This is a genomic window from Pedobacter sp. AC379 (assembly GCF_979258145.1).
Genome location: NZ_OZ409839.1, coordinates 5,279,648 through 5,300,038, shown reverse-complemented (window position 1 = coordinate 5,300,038; position 20,391 = coordinate 5,279,648). Strand labels below are relative to the sequence as shown.

18 protein-coding genes are annotated in these 20,391 nt (G+C 37.7%); 10 read left to right on the top strand and 8 right to left on the bottom strand.

The genetic code is table 11. From position 1 onward, the window contains the following. The first annotated feature begins 9 nt into the window (after positions 1–9). From ACZZZW_RS22835 to ACZZZW_RS22815, 5 genes are all read left to right on the top strand, one after another. On the top strand, positions 10–498 hold the full coding sequence (locus ACZZZW_RS22835) for a cytidine deaminase (RefSeq protein WP_463496857.1): 489 nt from the start codon (positions 10–12) through the stop codon (positions 496–498). 209 nt (positions 499–707) lie between these two features. Further along, positions 708–2,393, top strand: coding sequence for a PNGase F N-terminal domain-containing protein (locus tag ACZZZW_RS22830; protein ID WP_463496854.1), 1,686 nt, complete (start codon positions 708–710; stop codon positions 2,391–2,393). An 848-nt stretch (positions 2,394–3,241) separates the two neighbouring features. Then, a complete protein-coding gene (locus tag ACZZZW_RS22825) occupies positions 3,242–6,163 on the top strand; it encodes a DNA gyrase/topoisomerase IV subunit A (RefSeq protein WP_463496852.1) in 2,922 nt (973 codons plus the stop codon). Positions 6,164–6,513: 350 nt separating this feature from the next. Beyond that, positions 6,514–7,134 carry a nicotinamide riboside transporter PnuC gene (gene pnuC, locus ACZZZW_RS22820; RefSeq protein ID WP_463496848.1) on the top strand — a complete coding sequence of 207 codons (621 nt, stop codon included), beginning with the start codon at positions 6,514–6,516 and terminating at the stop codon, positions 7,132–7,134. 10 nt (positions 7,135–7,144) lie between these two features. Next, complete coding sequence (locus ACZZZW_RS22815) at positions 7,145–8,233, top strand: acyl-CoA dehydrogenase family protein (RefSeq protein ID WP_463496845.1); 1,089 nt, start codon at positions 7,145–7,147, stop codon at positions 8,231–8,233. On the opposite strand, the gene msrA is transcribed toward ACZZZW_RS22815, so the two are convergent. From msrA to ACZZZW_RS22775, 8 genes are all read right to left on the bottom strand, one after another. After that, positions 8,234–8,776, bottom strand: a complete 543-nt coding sequence (msrA, locus tag ACZZZW_RS22810; protein ID WP_463496843.1) for a peptide-methionine (S)-S-oxide reductase MsrA — start codon at positions 8,774–8,776, stop codon at positions 8,234–8,236. It lies immediately after the preceding gene. A 362-nt stretch (positions 8,777–9,138) separates the two neighbouring features. Continuing rightward, positions 9,139–9,825 (bottom strand): hypothetical protein, encoded by a 687-nt coding sequence (locus tag ACZZZW_RS22805; RefSeq protein WP_463496840.1) that lies wholly within the window; start codon positions 9,823–9,825, stop codon positions 9,139–9,141. 54 nt (positions 9,826–9,879) lie between these two features. Further along, a complete protein-coding gene (locus tag ACZZZW_RS22800) occupies positions 9,880–10,545 on the bottom strand; it encodes a hypothetical protein (protein ID WP_463496837.1) in 666 nt (221 codons plus the stop codon). 68 nt (positions 10,546–10,613) lie between these two features. Continuing rightward, positions 10,614–11,663: a hypothetical protein gene (locus tag ACZZZW_RS22795; protein WP_055912751.1), complete on the bottom strand. Its 1,050-nt coding sequence runs from the start codon at positions 11,661–11,663 to the stop codon at positions 10,614–10,616. 97 nt (positions 11,664–11,760) lie between these two features. Continuing rightward, positions 11,761–12,642 (bottom strand): class I SAM-dependent methyltransferase, encoded by an 882-nt coding sequence (locus tag ACZZZW_RS22790; RefSeq protein WP_193420498.1) that lies wholly within the window; start codon positions 12,640–12,642, stop codon positions 11,761–11,763. Positions 12,643–12,745: 103 nt separating this feature from the next. Next, on the bottom strand, positions 12,746–12,976 hold the full coding sequence (locus ACZZZW_RS22785) for a DUF2281 domain-containing protein (RefSeq protein WP_463496832.1): 231 nt from the start codon (positions 12,974–12,976) through the stop codon (positions 12,746–12,748). Positions 12,977–12,996: 20 nt separating this feature from the next. Beyond that, positions 12,997–13,749 carry an ABC transporter ATP-binding protein gene (locus ACZZZW_RS22780; RefSeq protein WP_025145953.1) on the bottom strand — a complete coding sequence of 251 codons (753 nt, stop codon included), beginning with the start codon at positions 13,747–13,749 and terminating at the stop codon, positions 12,997–12,999. Next, on the bottom strand, positions 13,749–14,483 hold the full coding sequence (locus ACZZZW_RS22775; RefSeq protein WP_010602507.1) for an MlaE family ABC transporter permease: 735 nt from the start codon (positions 14,481–14,483) through the stop codon (positions 13,749–13,751). The genes ACZZZW_RS22780 and ACZZZW_RS22775 overlap by 1 nt, the downstream gene beginning before the upstream one ends. Positions 14,484–14,631: 148 nt before the next feature. Here ACZZZW_RS22775 and ACZZZW_RS22770 point away from each other — a divergent pair, with 148 nt between their 5' ends. From ACZZZW_RS22770 to ispG, 5 genes are all read left to right on the top strand, one after another. Next, the gene (locus ACZZZW_RS22770; protein ID WP_463496827.1) at positions 14,632–15,321 is read left to right on the top strand and encodes an SDR family NAD(P)-dependent oxidoreductase; all 690 of its coding nucleotides are present in this window, start codon (positions 14,632–14,634) and stop codon (positions 15,319–15,321) included. An 18-nt stretch (positions 15,322–15,339) separates the two neighbouring features. Beyond that, complete coding sequence (locus ACZZZW_RS22765) at positions 15,340–16,035, top strand: PspC domain-containing protein (RefSeq protein ID WP_463496824.1); 696 nt, start codon at positions 15,340–15,342, stop codon at positions 16,033–16,035. Positions 16,036–16,040: 5 nt separating this feature from the next. After that, positions 16,041–17,027: a LiaF transmembrane domain-containing protein gene (locus ACZZZW_RS22760; protein WP_463496821.1), complete on the top strand. Its 987-nt coding sequence runs from the start codon at positions 16,041–16,043 to the stop codon at positions 17,025–17,027. A gap of 110 nt (positions 17,028–17,137) precedes the next feature. Next, positions 17,138–17,749 (top strand): RDD family protein, encoded by a 612-nt coding sequence (locus ACZZZW_RS22755; protein ID WP_055912734.1) that lies wholly within the window; start codon positions 17,138–17,140, stop codon positions 17,747–17,749. Positions 17,750–17,912: 163 nt separating this feature from the next. After that, complete coding sequence (gene ispG, locus ACZZZW_RS22750; protein WP_463496817.1) at positions 17,913–19,889, top strand: (E)-4-hydroxy-3-methylbut-2-enyl-diphosphate synthase; 1,977 nt, start codon at positions 17,913–17,915, stop codon at positions 19,887–19,889. Positions 19,890–20,391: the final 502 nt, after the last annotated feature.

Genomic DNA, 20,391 nt, shown 5'->3' with positions numbered 1-20,391 from the left:
TTGTTAAAAATGAATGTAATAAACCTAAATATATCTTTTGAGCAATACGAAAGTATTAATGAATTAACATTGGCAGATAGATTACTTTGCGAAAATGCAGAGCGTGCTTTGGCCACTTCTTATTCACCTTATTCCAAATTCAGGGTGGGTACGGCAATTCGCCTGGCCTCGGGTGAAACCATATTGGGGAGTAACCAGGAAAACCTGGCTTACCCATCAGGGCTTTGTGCCGAAAGGGTAGCACTTTTTAGTATCGGTTCCACACATCCGGATGCGGTAATAGAAAGTATGGCGATTACCGCGCAAACGGATAATTTTGAGATTTTGAAACCAGTAACATCTTGTGGAGGCTGCTTACAGGTAATGGCCGAGTTCGAACGCAAACAAAATAGGGAGATTGAGGTGATTTTTTATTGCTTAAATGGTGAGGTGCTTAAAGTGCCAAGCGTAAAGAGCTTGTTGCCTTTTTCTTTTGTAGAGGATCGTTTAGAACGCTAAGTGGGAGTTACCTCTAATCAGGTCGACATTACGAGATGGCTGTTTAGCCGACGAAGCAATCTTAATGTAGTAGCTAAAAGCCATCATTTTAAGATTGTTTTGTCGATTGTGTTTGCAATAACGATTTTCCTATCAGAACGTATTTCCGTCTTCCAATTCCTTACCTCATACCTCCGACTTTTATACTTATATTTGGTTTTTTTAACCACATGAAGCATTTCTACATCCTTATACTTTCTGTTCTGATTTCTTTTGGCGCAAACGCCCAGGCGGTACTTAAAAGTGGCTCTACCTATAAAATAACTTATTTCCGATCATCAGATGGGAAACCGAAAGAAGACCGGAATGCCACTGTGGTATTGGCTTCGGCAACGCAGAATTTAATCAGTAATGTTGCTATACTCGATAATAAGCCAAAATATCCCTATGAGCAAAGTATTGTAACCAAACCAGCAGGCATTTTATTTCAGCTGGCAGATTTGAGCATAAAAAACCAGATTGCCACTGCAGATACGCTTGCCATCAGTAAGCAAACTTTTGAATTGAGCAACGAAACCAAAGTGATTTTAGGTTATACCTGTAAAAAGGCTACAACGGTTGTAAATTCCAACCGGATTGATTTGTGGTACACCAGCGATGCAGGCATTAAAGCTGCGCCAACCAGTTTAGGCCAAAACCTGGGTTTGGTTTTAGAGCAGGTACGTAATGGCAACAGCTTTATTACGGCTACTAAAATTGAAGAGGTTAAAAAGTTTAAAGTGATTGATATACAGAAAATCAGTGCAAATTTGACTGATGGATTAAGCTATAAAGATTTACTCTGGAAGAGCAGGTTTACCACTTTAAACGTTTTCAATAATGAGCAGATCAACTTTATTGAAAAACCGCAATCTACCGATTCTATTTTTCGCTTTGCCGGAGGAACTGTAATTGCCAGAAAGGTTAAATTCCCTGAACTGAAAAACAATCCGAATGTTTTTGTCGATTTAACTGAACAATCAAATGGTGATGCTTATGATCGAACGGGCTCGGTTTTTATTATTCCTACAGATAAACAGATCAGTTTGATGGATGCCCTTAAAAATTCTGTTAAAAACCTGCCAATTTATGATAATGGTAACGGAAAGCAATACCAGGGCGTAGTTGCCACCGCAAATTACAATCCGGTTATTGAATTAATGCGCTTTTTTACTCCTTTTGGAGTTGGTAAATACAATAATTTAAAACTGAAAAACAAAACCTGGGCTGAAAAAGTTTATTACAGACAGGATGTATCAGAATTGTTTCCCCTAGTAAATGGTAAAGAGGTTTGGATAGCGGTTTTTATTGGTAATTATGATAAAGGCGGACATAAAGTTTCGTTAAATATTACATTACATAATGGCGGGAGAGAGAAAGAAGTTAAAGAGGTGATTTTGCCTCTGTTTAACTCAACCAATATAATGGAAATGGCAGGACAAGAATATGCCACAATGTTTAGCAGTGAAAAAGGTTTGGAAGTAGCTTTCACATTAGCCAAAGATTTAAAAGATGCCAGGCTGCGTTACATTACAACCGGCCATGGTGGCTGGGGCAATGGTGATGAGTTTGTGCCACGCAAAAATACCATCTGGTTGGATGAAAAGGAGGCTTTTGCTTTTACCCCATGGCGACAGGATTGCGGTTCGTACCGATTGTTTAACCCGGCTTCCGGAAATTTTGAAACAGGTTTATCATCGTCTGATTTAAGTCGTTCTAATTGGTGCCCGGGCACAGTTACCAATCCAAATTGGATTAGTTTGGGAGATTTAAAGGCTGGTAAGCATACTGTAAAAATAACAATCCCTATGGGCAAGCCCGAAGGTGGTAGTTCGAGTGCATGGAATGTTTCTGGCGTTTTATTGGGGGTAGAGTAATGACAATTTACCCATTAGAAACAAGCTTAGTTAAAATCAACATCTCCGCATTGGAAAAACCTTCGCATTTGCCATCAAGATAAATTCATTATCCTTGCCCTGCTCGCGCTCTTTTCAAACAAGTGCATAAATAGGGTTATGATTGTATGGTTTAAAACAATAAATCATTCAACGCTCATTAAAAAAACGAGTGCTAGCTCAAACTAACAACCCTTATACTAAAAATTTACAACCTTTAGGCCGGTGCTGATTTTATGTGCCTAACAGCCCTAAATAGCAGCACAACACTACCTTCCTAAACCGGATTGCAGAGGAGATCCTTTTTTGCTGCCCGGGCCGGGTTGGAGAGCAAAAAAGATCGCATCGTAAAGCCGGAACAAACTTTAACAAAGCCATTTAACCCTGATTTACCAATCTTTAAAAACAATCATCGATCTTACAATATATATAGTTTGCAAATGTGTGGAGCCCTTTTAAATTGTTGGTGCTCTAAGATTCTGCATCATCCTGAGGGATAATTTATTGTATAAAAATCAATATGAGTGACATGATTTTAAGGATTTGAATCCTATGGTTATCGTCATTGCGAGAAGGCTTTTTCAGCCGACGAAGCAATCTTTATGGCAAGGCTCACTAGCATGAAAGATTGCTTCGTATCTCACAACAATGACGAACGCTTTACTGAAGCCTGTAAATGGTAGAATAATGACAGATGATCAAAAAAATCCATTTTATTTTCCCTTAATCATTCCTGTAAAACCAATTTTCCACTTTGGAATGTGAATAACCTCTCTTTATTCTATGCAATCATTTTTATTATATTTACGGCTGCCAATTTCTGTAAATAAATGAGTGAAGAATTAGATCAAAACGTAAACGAAGAGCACAAACATACCATAACCCCAATCAACGGTTTATACGAAAACTGGTTTCTCGATTATGCGTCTTATGTAATTCTCGATAGGGCTGTACCGCACATAAATGATGGTTTAAAGCCCGTTCAACGTCGTATTATGCACTCGTTAAAGGAGATGGATGATGGGCGTTTTAATAAAGCAGCCAACGTAATTGGTAATACCATGAAATATCACCCTCATGGTGATGCATCAATTGGTGATGCGATGGTGCAAATTGGTCAGAAAGATTTACTGATTGATATGCAGGGAAACTGGGGCGATCCGGTTACAGGCGATAGCGCGGCGGCACCCCGTTACATTGAGGCCCGTTTATCAAAATTTGCTAATGATGTGGTTTTCAATCCGGATACTACAGAATGGCAATTAAGTTACGACGGACGTAACAATGAGCCCATCACTTTGCCGGTAAAATTTCCGCTGTTATTGGCTCAGGGTGCAGAAGGTATTGCCGTAGGTTTGGCAACTAAGGTAATGCCGCACAATTTTATCGAACTTTTAGATGCCTCAATTGAAGCATTAAAAGATGTGCGCCCAAACATTCTTCCAGATTTTTTTACTGGCGGGATGGCCGATTTCTCGAATTATAATGAAGGTCAGCGTGGAGGTAAAATCCGCGTAAGGGCCAAAATAACTGAAAAAGACAAAAAAACTTTGGTAATTACCGAAGTTCCGTTCAGCACCACAACGGGTTCAGTGATAGATAGTATTTTATCGGCCAATGATAAAGGCAAAATCAAGATTAAGAAAATTGAGGATAATACCGCTGCCAATGTAGAAATTGTGGTGCACCTGGCTCCCGGCATATCGCCCGATGTAACCATTGATGCACTTTACGCTTTTACGGCCTGCGAAGTATCCATTTCGCCAAATACCTGTATCATTCAGGGTGATAAACCACTCTTTTTGAGTGTAAATGATATCCTGATTGAAAATACAAAGCATACAAAACACCTGCTAAAAAGGGAACTGGAAATCCGCCTGCACGAATTGCAGGAAAAGATTTTCTTTAGTTCTTTGCTTAAAATATTTATTCAGGAAGGGATGTATAAAAATCCTGAATATGAAAACTCAAGCAATTTCGACACTGTTGTTGAGGTTTTACACATTTTATTTGATCCGTTTAAACCATCACTCTATCGCGAAATTTTACCTGAGGATTTTAAAAAGCTGATTGATAAGCCAATGAGTAGCATCACCCGTTTTGATGTGAAAAAGGCTGATGAGCAGATGAAAAATCTTGAAGATGAAATCAAGGTTGTTAAAAACCACTTAAAACACCTCACCGATTACGCCATTGCCTGGTACCAGAAATTGAAAGATAAATATGGGAAAGGAAGGGAGCGTAAAACTGAAATCCGCCTGTTTGATCGGGTAGAGGCGTCTAAAGTGGCACTTGCGAATGTTAAATTGTACATGAACCGTGAGGATGGTTTTATCGGATCGGGTTTACGTAAGGATGAATTTGTTGCAGATTGCTCGGATATTGATGAGGTGATTGTTTTTCGCGAGGATGGTAAATGCATCATTACGAAGGTAGCCGATAAAACCTTTGTAGGAAAGGGCATTATACACGCACAGGTATTTAAAAAGAATGATGAGCGGACCATTTACAACATGATCTACAAAGATGGTGCTAGTGGTACTGCTTATATAAAAAGATTTGCTGTAGTTGGGGTAACGCGCGATAAGGAATACGATTTAACGAAAGGATCGAAAGGTTCGAAGGTGTTGTATTTTACTGCCAACCCTAACGGTGAGGCTGAAATTGTTAACGTGGCCCTGAAACCGCATTCCAAATTGCGTAAACTTCAGTTTGATCAGGATTTTGCCGAAGTGGCAATTAAAGGTCGTGGCTCGCAAGGGAATATTATTTCGAAATATCCGGTTAAAAAGATTATTCTGAAAAGTAAAGGTGTTTCTACCTTATCGGGACTTAAAATCTGGTATGATGATTTGTTAAAACGCCTCAATGTAGATGGCCGTGGAAAATACCTTGGCGAATTTGACGGCGATGACCGCATTTTGCAGGTACATAAGGATGGTTTTTACGAGTTAAGCTCATTCGAGTTAAGTAACCACTTTGATGATGGATTGATCTTGATCCAGAAATTTGATCCTGAGCGGATTTTTGCCGCGGTTCATTTTGATGGAAAGGCTCAGAACTATTTCATTAAGCGTTTTACATTCGAATTGCAGGCTAACAGCAGGAAAACAATTTTTATTAGTGAGGAGCAGAAGTCGAAATTATTGTACCTCACTTCAAATCCGGGTGCGAAAATTATTGTTGATGTTTTAAAAGGCAAAACCCAAATTCCGGAAACATTGGATTTATTATTGTCTGAATTGATTGATGTAAAAGGATTAAAGGCCAATGGCAACCGTTTATCTCCACATGATGTACAGAAGGTGATATTGGAAGAACCTGAATTAGCAGTGGAAGAGATTGAGGAAACAACTGCAGAAACAGATGCGGAAGATGGATCTGTTGATGAAGGAAATGTAGCTGAAGAAGAAAATTCTGTTGATTTTAAAGAGGAAACAGCTGAAAATGAAACGCTTGAAAAGCCATTGGCAGAAAAGCCAAAACCGAAATTTGAGCGGACGGAAGAGCCTGAAGAAGTGCCTGTAGTTAAACAAGAAAAACCAGAGGTAAAAGAAAAGCCTGCTGTAGTTGAAAAACCTGTTAAAAAGGAAGAAACGAAGGCTGAAAATAAACCTGAGAAAGAAAATAAACCGGTTAAAAGTGGAGATAAGCCAGAAACAGAAGAAAAACCTGCTAAAAAGATAGGTTTTGAGATCACCAACCCGGATGATATCGAAATTGATGACAAAGGACAGTTGGGATTATTCTAAATAAATTTGAGCGTTGTTAACTTTAATGTCCTGGTGGCAGTAAAGTTGACAACTCTTCACATTTCAATCAAAACATTTCATTTTTAAAACTATATTTGCCTTGCTCAAAGGGGTGCTTTTTGATGCTGCAATTTCTGTTGCCATCAATTTGCTGAGATTATACCCATTTAGAGGTTTAAGCCAAACGGTTTAAGGTATAGTATTTAACCTTACACCTCAAACCTTATCCCTTCTAATGAACCTGATGCGGGTAATGCCGACGTAGGAAGAGGTTAAAAAGATACCGTACTGTTTCGCCCCGAAAACAGGCTTCAATTTATTTTTACCTGCCTTGTGGCAAAATATTGTAAATGAATTTTCAAGATTGGTTTAAGCTTTTTCAAGAGCAGATTTTACACACTTCTATAATAGAATGGTTGGCTGTTGGTTTTGGGGTTTCTGAAGTTTTATTAGCAAAGAAAAACAGCATTTGGCTATATCCAACTGGGATAATTTCTGTCCTATTGTGGATGTATTTACTGTTGGACGTTAAGTTATACGCAGAAGTGCTTTTGAATATATATTACCTCACGATGAGCATTTACGGCTGGATCATCTGGAAGAAAAGAAAGCTGGATGGAGAAAACCAGGTTTCATGGTCGAGCAATAAAGAATTAACCATTGCTGTTTTAATCTCAGTTATTGGGTTTGGGGTACTCTACCTCATCTTAAGGCATTATACCGATTCGGATGTGCCGCTATTCGATGCCTTTGTTTCATCAACAGCCTGGGCAGGCATGTGGCTTTTGGCCAAACGCAAAATTGAAAACTGGATTTTTCTTAATATCTCTAACATCGTAGCAATTCCACTGCTTTTCCATAAAAAATTGCCTTTAATGGCTTGTTTAACTACCTTTTTATTTGTTGTTGCCATTTTTGGGTATTTAGATTGGAGAAAGATCATCAATAAAAGCAGATTAAAACCGGCTTAATTAAGTTATCATGCAAGAAACATTAACTAATACCTGGCAGGAAAAAGTGAAAGCATATGCTGCTCTTTCAGAAGAAATGGGAAAACTTCACCCCGAAATTCTGGAGCTGGCTTACCAGGAAAACTGGTTTAAACTTTTTGTTCCGGAGGTTTATGGTGGACCAAATAAAAAGCTTCCTGAAATTTTGAGGTTGGAGGAAGAACTTGCCGAAGCTGATGGTAGTTTAGGCTGGACAGTTACACTTTGTGCAGGAGCCGCCTGGTTTGCAGGTTTTTTAAATCCTGAACTCGCTGCGGAAATACTAGCCGATCGAGAAGTTTGCTTTGCCGGGAGCGGGGCTGTTGGTGGTGTAGCAATTAAAACTAAAACGGGCTATCTTTTAAACGGCAGGTGGAATTACGCCAGTGGTGCTTTACATGCTACTGTGTTTACAGCCAACTGTACACTTAAAAATGAACACGGCGATGACCTTTTGGATGAAATGGGAGTACCTGAAATTAAATCTTTTATCCTAAAAAAAGAGGAGGTAAATATTTTAGCCGGATGGTCTTACTTCGGTTTAATTGCCACTGGAAGCCATGCTTTCGAAGTAAAGGATTTACATGTACCCATAAACAGGACTTTTAAGATTAACCAAGACATTGAAATAGCAGATTCGGGTTTTGATTATCCCTTCTTACAACTTGCAGAAACCACGCTAACCGTAAATACCCTGGGGATGACGAACCATTTTATTAAACTGGTAGAAACCGCTTTTACTTTACGTACAGGATTGAAAAGATATACCGATCAACAGGTTTTGTTCTTTAATGATGAGTTAAATCGTTGCAAGGAAGAGATTCAAGATCTTAGAGCAAGGTTTTACAGTGCATTTGATCAATCGTGGAGCGCCCTGGTGAATGATGGTAATATTGCAGAAGGTAAACTGACAGAAGTTAGTGCTGCGAGCCGCAAATTGGCTCATGCCTGTTGGAAAGTTGCTGCCATATTATTTCCGTACTGTGGTTTGGAGGCCGCAAAAAAAGATTCAGAGATAAATCGCGTTTGGCGTGATATACATACGGCAAGTCAGCATGCCTTACTTACTTTCGAAAGTTAATTATTCGAGAAGCTCAGGCTTAATCTTATCTTTAAAATCTTTAACAAACTTATTTAGTTTTGGCTGTATTACGAATGCACAATAGGGCTTGCCTTGGTTTTCGCTGAAATAATTTTGATGATAATCTTCAGCCTCATAAAATTCTGCAATAGGTAAAATCTCAGTAATTATTGGTTTGTCGAATACTTTTTCGCTATTTAGCTCGGCAATTATTGTTTCAGCCTGTTTTTTTTGATTTTCATTTTCATAAAAAATTACCGAACGGTATTGCGTACCGATATCATTGCCCTGCCTGTTTAAGGTTGTTGGGTTATGTGTTTTAAAGAATATGAGTAAAAGCTCGCTAAAAGATATAATACTTTCATCAAATATAATCTGTATAACTTCTGCATGCCCGGTATTGCCATTACAAATTTCCATATAGGTAGGGTGTTTCAATTCGCCACCCATGTAACCTGATGTAACCTGGCTCACTCCGTTTAACGTCTGAAATACGGCTTCGGTGCACCAAAAGCAGCCTCCCCCAAATGTTGCTGTTTCCATATACTACTTATCTAAAATCTATTCCAGTTTTAATTTAATTATCAAAAAAAGACATTTTTTTGATATTCAAGGTATCATCAGTAACCGATTATTCTTATAAGTTTTAAAGCTATGGTTCCCTAAAGATGAATATAGTATTTATAGGTGATCTCGCAAACTATTAACTTTCGTTAACGATAAATTAGAGGACAAATGAATGAGGCTTTATCTTGATTTTAGATTTATCATCATGAGCTTGCCGAAGAACTTATTTATATCTATTCTGGTATTTCGACAAGCTCAAAATGATATAATTAATAAACTTCCTCGTATTGCTATGAAGTAATTATTTACAATCCGGGCTGATTGTAATATTCAATAAATTAAAGTGTTTTAGCCTTTATTTTTTTTAGCTCCGATTCCAATTGTGTGGTCTGGGTTTTTTCGCTCTTAGCTTTTTCTATTGCAATTTCTTGCGTTTTAATAGCCTCTTCATTATAACCCATGCGGTAAAGAATGTGCGCTAAAGTATCGTAATATCCAGCAATTGGTTTTAGTTCTATTGATCTTCTACTCCAAATCATTGCTTTGCTCAGGTAATTAAGATTTTTAGTACCTGTTTCATAAAATTTCCAGGCAGCATTGTTTAATTCATTTGCATATGAATTTGATGAACTATTGAAAGAAAAAACAGATTGGGTATAAATAACTTTTCCTGGAAGTTTTTTTAAACTATCCATCTTTTCCTTAGAAACGGGATTATTAGGGGTAGGGAAGTGCGTTTTTGTAAAAGCTTCGCGCTCTTTTATTTCAATTTTTTTAATACTGTCAGCACTGATATTCATATAGAAGCTGTCGTAAAAATAACTGGCTGTCTTTAAATAACTGGTAGTATCTTTAACTGTGCTGTAATACCATAAAATCTGGTTGTTGTACGCTTTTTCTCCACCTCTGTAATCTCTGGTCCAGGTATTTCTGGCAAAATTGGCTCCCGCGTAGGCTTTAGCAACATTTTTATTCTTTGCAGCTTCTGCCATCGTATTGGAAATGATCGCATTATTAATTGCCACCCTTTTTTGAACAGGTTCCGTTTTATAAATGCTATCTACAATTTTACGGTTGGTTTAAGCTAGTTTATATGCATTTCCATCGCTGTAAGGGCCAGCTTCCAGGATATACAATACATTTTTATAGTTGTTGAAATCACCAATCTTCAAATTATTTGCATACTGTTCAATAAGTTCAGCATTATTCGTTATCCCGACTTTCTTTCTTGCATCAATAAGCTTTACTAGCGAAACGTTATTGTTTTTATCAGCATTAAATGCTGTTTCCAAGTTAGAAATAGACTCGCTTTTGAATGCCATCAATGCTCTATCGATTAGTGTGGTATATTTTTGCTTATCTGGAGAATTGCCAAAATCTTTAAAAAATACTTCTTTGTTAGCGCGTAGAAAAACATATGCAGGAAACGATCTTATGTTCGATTTTCCAAGTATTGATCTGATGGTGGTATCAGTCATTTTAGTTTTATAAACAACAAAGTTTTCATTTATGCTGTTGATAACTTCCTGATCTTCCAAGCCTGATTTAAAATTAACTTTTACATTGGGTGGTAAATTGGTTGGTTTCGGTATTCCAATAACATCCACAATTAATAACACAGGTTTTTTTGCTGTTGATGATTGTTCTAAAGCTGATTTAAACGATTTTGAAGTTTTTAACTCCTGGGCTATGCCAGATGTATAAATTAAAAATAGTGCGCAGGTAAGCGTAATAAGATTTTTCATGTTGAGAGCTGATTGTTTTATTTAAATAAAAACGCCTATGATTTTAATCACAGGCGTTAAGTACTATTTTATTGATATTGAATGTATATCGGTTTTGGAGTAAGCTTTAACAGCTCCTCTGGAGTCATTAAGCGTTTAGGATCTTTCTTTAAATCATTTTTATAAAATAATTTAAATCCTGTAAACTGTACAGGTTCTCCTTGTATAAAGTGGCGGTAAGTACCTTTTTTTAATTCAGGTTCGCCCCATCCATCCATGTGTACCACAACCTGCACTTCTGGACGAAGTTTAATACTTGCCGAATTGGTTACCATTTTCTTAGTAAAGCGGTGTAAAACAAATACTTTTGGAGGCAAATTGTATTTTTTTACAATGTCAGCCAAATAGCCAGTTACATAGTTTACATCAGCAGCATCGTAAGTTCCGATTTTTTTTCCTGGCAACGTTCCATCTTTCATCGAAAATTCAGGGTCGATACCCAAATGAACGTAAGGTAGCTCGAGGTATTTTTCAATATGAGGCAATTCAGCTTTGATGGTGCTTAATGCTACCTGAAGATCTAAAAATACAATGGTATTTGGTTGCATTTTAGCAATTTTCAATACAGAATCAATCTGTTTGTTACCCATTCTATTGATGTATTTTCCATCTTTACCAGGTGTTCCGCTTGCTACAGCAGCAATATAATGCAAACCAGGCTGCACCGGGGTAGTTGGATCTGCTTTTTCCCAATGTTTTACTTCAGCATTTAAGCGCTGCCACATTTCTTTTGGTGCATATTCGCCCAACGCACCCATTTTTTTAGAGTGTAAATTTCCATAATAAACAACAATGCGTTTAAAAGGCAAAATGGCTCCTGTTAAAGGATATGGTTGTTTTTTTACAGGCCACCTTCCAGTGGTATCGCCATTCGCTAGCTTTTTTACCAATGAATCGTAAAGTTTAGGGTCAACAGGTTTCATTACATTCGCTGTTGAATCGGTTTTCTTTTTAGTCGAATCAGTAGAGAAGATTTTACCAATGCCGTTGCTGCCCTTGCCGTCTGAATTACAGTTGGCAAACAAGCTGATTGCGGCAAATCCCAGGATAATTGTGCCTGCTAATTGAGGGAATTTCATAGATATATTATAGAATTAAAATTTAGAACAGTTTTCCGATTCTGCTTTGATGAAAGTAGGTTGGAAATCTGGTAGTTTAAAATAAAGTAATCAACATTTACACATTGCAGAATTTGCCAAAAACGCCCAATGGCAATTTAATGCCTGATGTGGCCTGTAAAAAAAGCTCTCCGGTTTCAAGATTTTTGACCGAAGGAAAAGATGTACGGATTAAATTTTCTACAATTACAGATGAGAAACCAAGGGAATAGGTATTAAGAATCAGAAAATGTTCTTTTTCATCTAATAATTGTACAACATCCTGCATCATTTCCTGAATATGATCTTCAAGTTTCCATTTCTCCCCATTTGGGCCATGGCCATATGCTGGTGGATCGAGGATGATTCCATTGTATTTTTTACCTCTTTTTAGCTCTTTTTTTACAAACTTTAATGCGTCTTCAACCATCCAGCGGGTATCTTTCAGCCCCGAAAGTTCCTGGTTTTCATTTGCCCAGGTAACCACTTGTTTAATCGAATCAACGTGTGTTGTTTCTGCACCCGCTGCATTTGCAATTAATGAAGCTGCACCAGTATATGCAAAAAGATTTAAAACTTTAGGCTGAGGAGTTTTAAATTTTTTGATTGATGAAGATATAAAATCCCAGTTTACAGCCTGCTCAGGAAATACGCCAACATGTTTAAAAGAAGTTAAACCCAGGCGGAGTTTTATCGCCACCTCATCATTTTTATATTCTACATGCCAACGATCAGGGATAGATTGGTTTTTCTTTACCCATTCGCCTGAAGTTGCCGAACGGCCTCTGAAAGTAATGTTAGCTGTTTTTTTCCAATCCTGTTCCGAATATGTTTTTTTCCATACGGCCTGCGGTTCCGGACGGATAAGGGTTACATTTCCAAAACGTTCTAATTTTTCAAAATCCCCGCAATCAATCAGTTCATAATCTTTCCAATGGGTGGGGGCAAGTAATTGTATCATGTATTATTTGTGTAGGACGTCATTGCGAGTAGTGAAGAAATCTTGATGCACTAGTATATACAGAAGGAGATTGCTTCGTGCCTCGCAATGACGATTTTATTTATTAGCAAGTTACCGGATCGTTAAAATCATCAGAAATATAAAGAATTGTGCCTTTTGCAGCGCCATATAAGCTTTTTGGTTCTTCAACAATATTCGTTTTTTCGCTTGCCGATTTAGGAAAGCTCTTCGAATGTTTAGCTTTTAAAAAATCAACAAAATCTTCTACTTCGTTTACCATACTTTCTGGTAAGGTTTCCAATTTATAAATGATATTTTTAGTGGCCGTAGTCATATACAAATATAAAAATTTTCTTAAAACTTATCTTTTGCAGCTTTCATAAAGCGACTGGCAAATACGAAATCGTTTAATTCTTTAATATCGGTATGTGCGATTTCCTTATTGCTGCCCTCCCAGAATTTTTTTCCTTCATGCAAAAACAAAATATAATCGCCAATACCCATAACCGAGTTCATATCGTGGGTAACTACAATGGTTGTGGTTTTGTATTCTTCCGTAATTTCCTGGATCAGTTCATCAATAACGATCGAAGTTTTTGGATCTAAGCCCGAGTTCGGCTCATCACAGAATAAGTATTTTGGATTCATCGAAATGGCACGTGCAATACCCACACGTTTTTTCATTCCTCCTGATAATTCTGCAGGAAACAACTTGTTTTTACCTGCAAGGTTAACGCGCTCCAAACAAAAATCAACCCTTTCGAGCTTTTCTTTTCTGCTTTGATCGGTGAACATATTTAAAGGAAACATGATGTTTTCTTCAACAGTCATACTGTCGAACAAGGCCGAACCCTGAAAAAGCATACCGATTTCTTTCCGTACTTCAATCCTTTGTTCGTAGGTCATCGGTGTAAAATCCCTGCCATCGTATAACACCGAACCCGAATCTGGCTGATGTAAACCCACCATACATTTTAACAGGGTAGTTTTTCCTGATCCGGAACCACCGATAATTAAATTGGTTACGCCTTCTTCAAACTTACCAGAAATTCCTTTTAATACGTCGTTGCCGGAGAATGATTTATATATATCTTTAATTTCGATCATTACAATAAAAGTTGAGTAACTAAATAATCGCAAACAAGAATAGAGATACAGCTAATTACAACTGCTCTGGTACTGGCTTGCGATACCTCTAAAGCACCACCACGAACATAAAAACCTTCGTAAGCAGGTACTGATGTAATAATAAAACCAAATACAAATGCCTTAACAAGGGCAACAGTGATGGTGTAAGGATTAAAATCAGTTGTAATACCCTGAATGTATTCTGCAGGAGTAACCGCACCCGAAATTGAACCACCAATATACCCACCAGAAATACTTAAAAACATAGATATGATTACCAACATAGGTACCATGGTTATGCCAGAAATAATTTTAGGAAGAATTAAGTAGCCCGGTGCATTAATGCCCATAATTTCTAAGGCATCAATTTGCTCGGTAACACGCATCGAACCAATTTCTGATGAAATGGCAGAGCCGATTTTTCCAGCCAGTACAATTGCACTAATGGTTGGACTTAACTCTAAAATGCTCGAATCCCTGTTAACAGAACCGATAATTGTTTTTGGAATAAAATCACTTACCAGCTGGAAAGCAATTTGTAAAGTCATTACTGCACCAATAAAAGTAGAGATAATGGCAATTAAGCCTAAAGAGCCCACGCCAACATAATCCATTTGCTTGGCGATTTCTTTCAGGTATATTTTCAGTTTTTCCGGCTTTCTGAATACAGACTTGAGTAGCAGGATGTATCTGCCGAAATTGGTAAAATTCATTCCGTATGTATTTGCTTAATTTAAATGATCATTCTTATACTACTACAAAGAAACGATAAAAAAGTTGACGCTCTTCGCTAATTACAAAAATATTCGTGGTTTTGAATATAAATATGGTTTTTTGTCAACAAAAATTAAACCACAAAAGATGAAAGCTGTAATAACTGGTGCAACTAAAGGAATTGGCAGGGCAATCGCAATTAAATTGGCGCAAAATGGATATCATTTAATATTAGTTGCAAGAGGTAAAAGTGATCTTAAGATACTTGAAGAAGAATTAACACCTTATGGGAATGCCATTTTTACCCATGCGGCAGATTTTACAGTTAAAGATGATGTGTACGCTTTTTTAAATGCCGATGGAATAGATTTTGATGATGTAACCGTTCTGGTAAACAATGTGGGGATTTTTTTACCCGGTAGCCTGCTTGATGAAGATGATGCCACATTTGAAAAACAGCAACATTTAAATACGAATGCCAGCTATTATACCAGCAAATTTTTCGGAAAAAAAATGCGCTCAGCAAGGCGTGGCCATATATTTAACATCTGTTCGGTAGCGAGTAAGGCACCAGTAAAAAATGGTGGCAGTTATAGTGTAACAAAAGCAGCGATGTTAAGTCTTAATCATGTATTGCGGCAAGAGTTAGCCCCTCATAACGTTAAAGTAACTGCGTTTTTGCCAGGTTCTACAAAAACTTCTTCCTGGGAAGGAACAACCATCCCCGACGAAAAATTTGTACAGCCTGAGGATATTGCAGAAACATTATTCACCATTTTAAACTTAAGTAAAGGTGTAAACGTAGATGAGGTTTTGATTACCCCGCTCGATTTTTAACACAAAATGAACAACGTTATGGAAAAGAAGCTTTTTAGAAACGAACACGATAAGATGATTGCCGGTGTAGCTTCAGGACTTGCAGATTATATGCAGGTAGAGGTTACCATAATTAGATTATTGTTTGCATTATCGGCTATATTTATGGCAGGAGGTGGCTTAATTGCCTATATTATTATGTGGATTATTGTTCCGGTGAATAACGATCCAGCAGCAAGATTCTCAAAATTTAATGATTACTTCGGTAATAAAACACCAAATACACCGCCATTTGGAAATGCAGATTCATTTGCCGGTCCAACCAACCAGGGAAATGCCAATTGGACACAGCCTGTTGATGGAAGCACGAAAACACCTTTTGAAACACAGGCCGATTTTGGTAAACTCAATAAATCGAACGATACCGGCCGTACAATCGGTGGATTATTGCTCCTGGTTATTGGATGCTTTTTCCTGATGCGCGAAATGGATTTTATACCGGAATGGTTTAGTATCCGCAATTTATTCAGGTACATGTGGCCACTGATATTCATTGCTTTAGGCGTTAGTATCATCGCTAAATCAAAAAGAAAAAATGATTGGGCAGCTTTTCAAAGTCAGCAAGAAGCAGAACAGCAAAAAACAGCCGATTTTTCTGGTGTTGTTCCAGAAAATGAGCCTTCAACCCCGGTTAATAAAGACGACAATTCAACATCCCCTAACCCTCAAGTATAAATAAAATGAAATTAGATAGATTAATATGGGGTATTATCCTGCTTTTTATTGGCGGTGTACTTCTACTCGAAAATTTTGGCGTAATCGATTTTTATTGGCGCAACGTATGGAGCTTTTGGCCAGTGTTTTTAATTATCGCAGGTTTGAATATATTGTTTAATAAAAACAACTCACAAACAGGAAGCATGATTTCCATTGGTGTTTTGGTTGTGGCATTGGCTTTTCTTTTTTACAAAGGGCAGCAGGTACCAGAAAACGGAAATTGGTGGGGACGGCATTTTAAAAAGGACATTGATGTGAACATCGATCACAATGATGATGATAACGATAATGACAACGACGATGACCAGGATACAACAACCTTTCATTCAAGTTTATCAGAGGCGTTTGTAGCCGCTGATAATGCCAAAAAAACAATATTGAACATTTCGGGAGGGGGTATTTCTTTTAACCTTGATGGTGAAACTTCACAATTGATCAGTGCTGACGTAAAGAAAAAACATGGTAATTTTTCACTAAAAAAAGTACTTACTGATAGCGCAACAGTGCTTACTTTCCAAATGAATGATAAAAAGAACAAATGGAATTTTGGCGATAGTGGAAATGACGTGGATTTTAAGTTGAACAAAGAAGCGAATTGGGATATTTTAATGAAACTAGGGGCAGGCGAAGCAAATTTCGATTTTGCCGGTTACAAAGTACGAACCTTCCGTTTTGATGGTGGTGCAGCGGCTTTGGATATTAAATTTGGCGATTTATCACCCATAACCGATGTAATCGTAAAATCTGGCGTAGCCGATGTAAAAATTAAAGTACCTACCAATTCGGGTTGTAGAATTAAAACTAAAACAGGTTTATCGGCAAAAGATTTCGACGGATTTGAGAAATTGAGCGATGGGGTTTACGAGACTTCTAATTATAAAACTTCCGCTAAAAAAATCTTTATTAATTTAGATGGTGGATTGAGTAACTTTGAAGTAAGCAGATACTAGATAGTTGAAGGTTTGAGGGTGGAAGGCTTAAGGCTTAGACTTCGCGAACTGAAGTCTTAACAGCGCTTTAATCCTGCAATCCTAAATCCAAACAATCCCGATCCTATCTAATGAATGCTGATCAATACACCGTAGTAATTAATGGTAAGCCACAAGGGCCGTATAGTTTAAACGAACTGAAAGATTTAAACATTACTGCGAATACTTTTATACGCAAACCCGGAATGGACGATTATAAAGAAGCTCATGCAATTTCCGAATTGCGTGAGCTTTTGGGTTTTAGCTATCAAAAAACTGCTCCTCAATATTTTGCTGCTTTCGATCAACGTTTGCTGGCTACGGTAATTGATCATTTTATCATTTTTGGGTTTTATACCGTCATTATTTTAACGAGTTTTCTCTTTATAGAAGGTAAAGATCAGCGGATAATGGCTTTTCTAATTCCATTTCCATCAATATTTATCATTAAACTGATTTATGGGAGCATTGCTGAAGCGACCAAAAATCAGGCAACTATTGGTAAAAAACTACTCAGTATCAAAGTAACAGATTTAGAAGGCAGCCGGGTTTCTTTTGGCATTTCTTTAATTAGGAACTTTTCTAAGATTTTATCTGTAATTCCTGTTTTCTTCGGTTATCTGTATAGCTTTTTAAACAAGAAAAATCAGTGTTGGCACGATATTGCAGCCAATACGTTGGTGATAAAAGACAGGTTGATTTAATTAGAAAAACGGAGCCTATTGCATCATTATAATTAATTTGGCTGTACGCTATATTTCAGTTCAAAAATAGGAGGGTGTTGCTACCTTGAACTGATATACCAACCGATTTAATTACAACATTCCAACATTAAAACATTCCAACAATCCTTATCTTTGCAAACAGATGGAAAATATATTGGCAAAACATGATCTGGCTGGCGGATATTGCAACAGTTTAACAACTTATTCAAGGTATTTAACCCGCGAGGTAAATATTGGCGATATTGCATTGGGAGGGCATAACCCAATCCGGATTCAATCAATGACTACCACCGATACAATGGATACTTTAGGTACGGTTGAGCAAACCATCCGTATGGTAGAATCGGGTTGCGAATATGTGCGTATTACTGCCCCTAGCATCAAGGAAGCTGAAAATCTGGCCAATATTAAAAAAGAACTCCGTTTCCGTGGCTATAATGTGCCATTAATTGCCGATATCCATTTTACCCCTAATGCAGCCGAAATGGCCGCCCGAATTGTAGAAAAAGTAAGGGTTAACCCGGGTAACTATGCAGATAAAAAGAAATTCGAAAATATAGAATACACCCAGGATGCTTACAATGCAGAGCTGGCCAGGATTTATAAAAAATTTATTCCTTTAGTTAAAATCTGTAAGGAGTATGGTACGGCCATGCGTATCGGTACCAATCATGGTTCACTGTCCGACAGGATTATGAGTCATTATGGCGATACCCCACGGGGCATGGTCGAATCTGCAATGGAATTTATCCGCATGTGCGAAGATCAGAATTACTATAACCTGGTAATTTCAATGAAAGCCAGTAATACCCAGGTAATGGTGCAGGCTTACCGTTTGCTGGTAGATACTATGGCAAAAGAGGGGATGAACTACCCGCTGCATTTAGGTGTTACCGAAGCTGGTGATGGCGAAGATGGTCGGATTAAATCAGCCGTTGGTATCGGTACTTTATTAGAAGATGGCTTAGGCGATACCATCCGCGTTTCGTTAACAGAAGATCCTGAATTTGAAGCTCCAGTTGCAAAAGCCCTGGCAGACCGCTACTCTAAAAGGAGTTCGGAGCATGGAGTTCAGAGTTTTGAGTCGCCTGCAAATGCGCCAACTCCCAACTCACAACGCCCAACTTATTCTCCTTACGAGTACAATCGCCGCATAACTACACCTGTACAACACATCGGCGGACTTCACCATCCGGTAGTGATGATCGATGTTTCTAAAGAGAATTTAAAAGATCCTTACTTTTTAAGTGCTGTTGGTTATAATTACAGCGCAGGATTAGATAAATACAATTTAGCCGATCAGGCTTGCGATTTGGCTTATTTGGGCGATAATTTGCCTTCGTTCTCTTTTCCTGGTAATTTGAAGCAGGTTTACAATTACCAAACCTGGCTAAAGCTCCAAGATAAGAACAACTGTCATCCGTTATTCTCTTTAGAAGAATTTAACACTGCTAATGATAAAGATCAATTTTTAAACTTTGTTGAAGTTGACGCGGCACAATTAACCGGATTAGAAATTAACCAGTTTAGTAACGTTGTTCTCATCCTAAAAACTTCTGCTGTTCACGGAATGGCCGAACAGAGGGCATTCTTTGTTGCTTTACAACAGCAAGATATCAAAGTGCCGATAATTATAAAAAGAACTTACCAGAATGCTGATGCAGATCATTTAATGCTATATGCCGCCACCGATATTGGTGCTTTATTTACCGATGGTTTTGGAGATGGGGTATGGATTGATGCAGAAGGACAAAACCTATCCTTAATCAACGCTACCAGTTTTGGTATTTTGCAGGCTACACGTACACGCATCAGTAAAACAGAATATATTTCATGCCCCAGCTGTGGTAGAACCCTTTTCGATTTGCAAGAAACCACACAACTGATCCGCTCACGTACCGACCATTTAAAAGGCATTAAAATCGGCATAATGGGTTGTATCGTAAACGGGCCAGGCGAAATGGCCGATGCTGATTATGGCTATGTTGGCACAGGGCCTGATAAAATTACTTTATACCGTGGTAAAGAAGTAGTAAAGAAAAATGTAACCACAGCTTATGCCCTTGATGAATTGATTGATATTATCAAAGATGATGGCAATTGGGTAGAAAAGGTTTAAATTGGAACGATACTGTTTTTCTAAATCATTTTACTTTTATCATTATCCCTGGTCTGTGTCTTCACAGACCAGCATAAATTATAAGTTAGTAAATTCATTTCTTTATTGTCTGTGAGAAAATAGACCGCGAAGTTCATAATCATTTTACTTATATCATCATGCCCTGGTCTGTGTCCTCACGGACTAGTATAAAGTATAACTTTGTGAAATTATTTATGTTCTGTCTGTGAGGACACAGACCGAGGAGTTATCATGATGGTTTGTGTTTCTCAAACTATTTTGCTTTTTATTCCTTGGTCTGTGTCTTCACAGACTAGTATAAAGCATAAATTTGGGAAATTATTTCATGTTCTGTCTGTGAGGACACAGACTGAGGAGTTAGACCGAGGGATTATCATGGTTTGTGTTTCACAAACTATTTTGCTTTTTATTCCCTGGTCTGTGTCTTCACAGACTAGTATAAAGCATAAATTTGTGAATTATTTCTTATTCGGTTTATGAG

What these genes read in the sequence shown, in the direction of transcription:
- ACZZZW_RS22835 (WP_463496857.1), top strand. Translation starts at nt 10, where the DNA reads ATGAATGTAATAAACCTAAATATATCTTTTGAGCAATACGAAAGTATT.
- ACZZZW_RS22830 (WP_463496854.1), top strand. Translation starts at nt 708, where the DNA reads ATGAAGCATTTCTACATCCTTATACTTTCTGTTCTGATTTCTTTTGGC.
- ACZZZW_RS22825 (WP_463496852.1), top strand. Translation starts at nt 3,242, where the DNA reads ATGAGTGAAGAATTAGATCAAAACGTAAACGAAGAGCACAAACATACC.
- pnuC (WP_463496848.1), top strand. Translation starts at nt 6,514, where the DNA reads ATGAATTTTCAAGATTGGTTTAAGCTTTTTCAAGAGCAGATTTTACAC.
- ACZZZW_RS22815 (WP_463496845.1), top strand. Translation starts at nt 7,145, where the DNA reads ATGCAAGAAACATTAACTAATACCTGGCAGGAAAAAGTGAAAGCATAT.
- msrA (WP_463496843.1), bottom strand. Translation starts at nt 8,776, where the DNA reads ATGGAAACAGCAACATTTGGGGGAGGCTGCTTTTGGTGCACCGAAGCC.
- ACZZZW_RS22800 (WP_463496837.1), bottom strand. Translation starts at nt 10,545, where the DNA reads ATGAAAAATCTTATTACGCTTACCTGCGCACTATTTTTAATTTATACA.
- ACZZZW_RS22795 (WP_055912751.1), bottom strand. Translation starts at nt 11,663, where the DNA reads ATGAAATTCCCTCAATTAGCAGGCACAATTATCCTGGGATTTGCCGCA.
- ACZZZW_RS22790 (WP_193420498.1), bottom strand. Translation starts at nt 12,642, where the DNA reads ATGATACAATTACTTGCCCCCACCCATTGGAAAGATTATGAACTGATT.
- ACZZZW_RS22785 (WP_463496832.1), bottom strand. Translation starts at nt 12,976, where the DNA reads ATGACTACGGCCACTAAAAATATCATTTATAAATTGGAAACCTTACCA.
- ACZZZW_RS22780 (WP_025145953.1), bottom strand. Translation starts at nt 13,749, where the DNA reads ATGATCGAAATTAAAGATATATATAAATCATTCTCCGGCAACGACGTA.
- ACZZZW_RS22775 (WP_010602507.1), bottom strand. Translation starts at nt 14,483, where the DNA reads ATGAATTTTACCAATTTCGGCAGATACATCCTGCTACTCAAGTCTGTA.
- ACZZZW_RS22770 (WP_463496827.1), top strand. Translation starts at nt 14,632, where the DNA reads ATGAAAGCTGTAATAACTGGTGCAACTAAAGGAATTGGCAGGGCAATC.
- ACZZZW_RS22765 (WP_463496824.1), top strand. Translation starts at nt 15,340, where the DNA reads ATGGAAAAGAAGCTTTTTAGAAACGAACACGATAAGATGATTGCCGGT.
- ACZZZW_RS22760 (WP_463496821.1), top strand. Translation starts at nt 16,041, where the DNA reads ATGAAATTAGATAGATTAATATGGGGTATTATCCTGCTTTTTATTGGC.
- ACZZZW_RS22755 (WP_055912734.1), top strand. Translation starts at nt 17,138, where the DNA reads ATGAATGCTGATCAATACACCGTAGTAATTAATGGTAAGCCACAAGGG.
- ispG (WP_463496817.1), top strand. Translation starts at nt 17,913, where the DNA reads ATGGAAAATATATTGGCAAAACATGATCTGGCTGGCGGATATTGCAAC.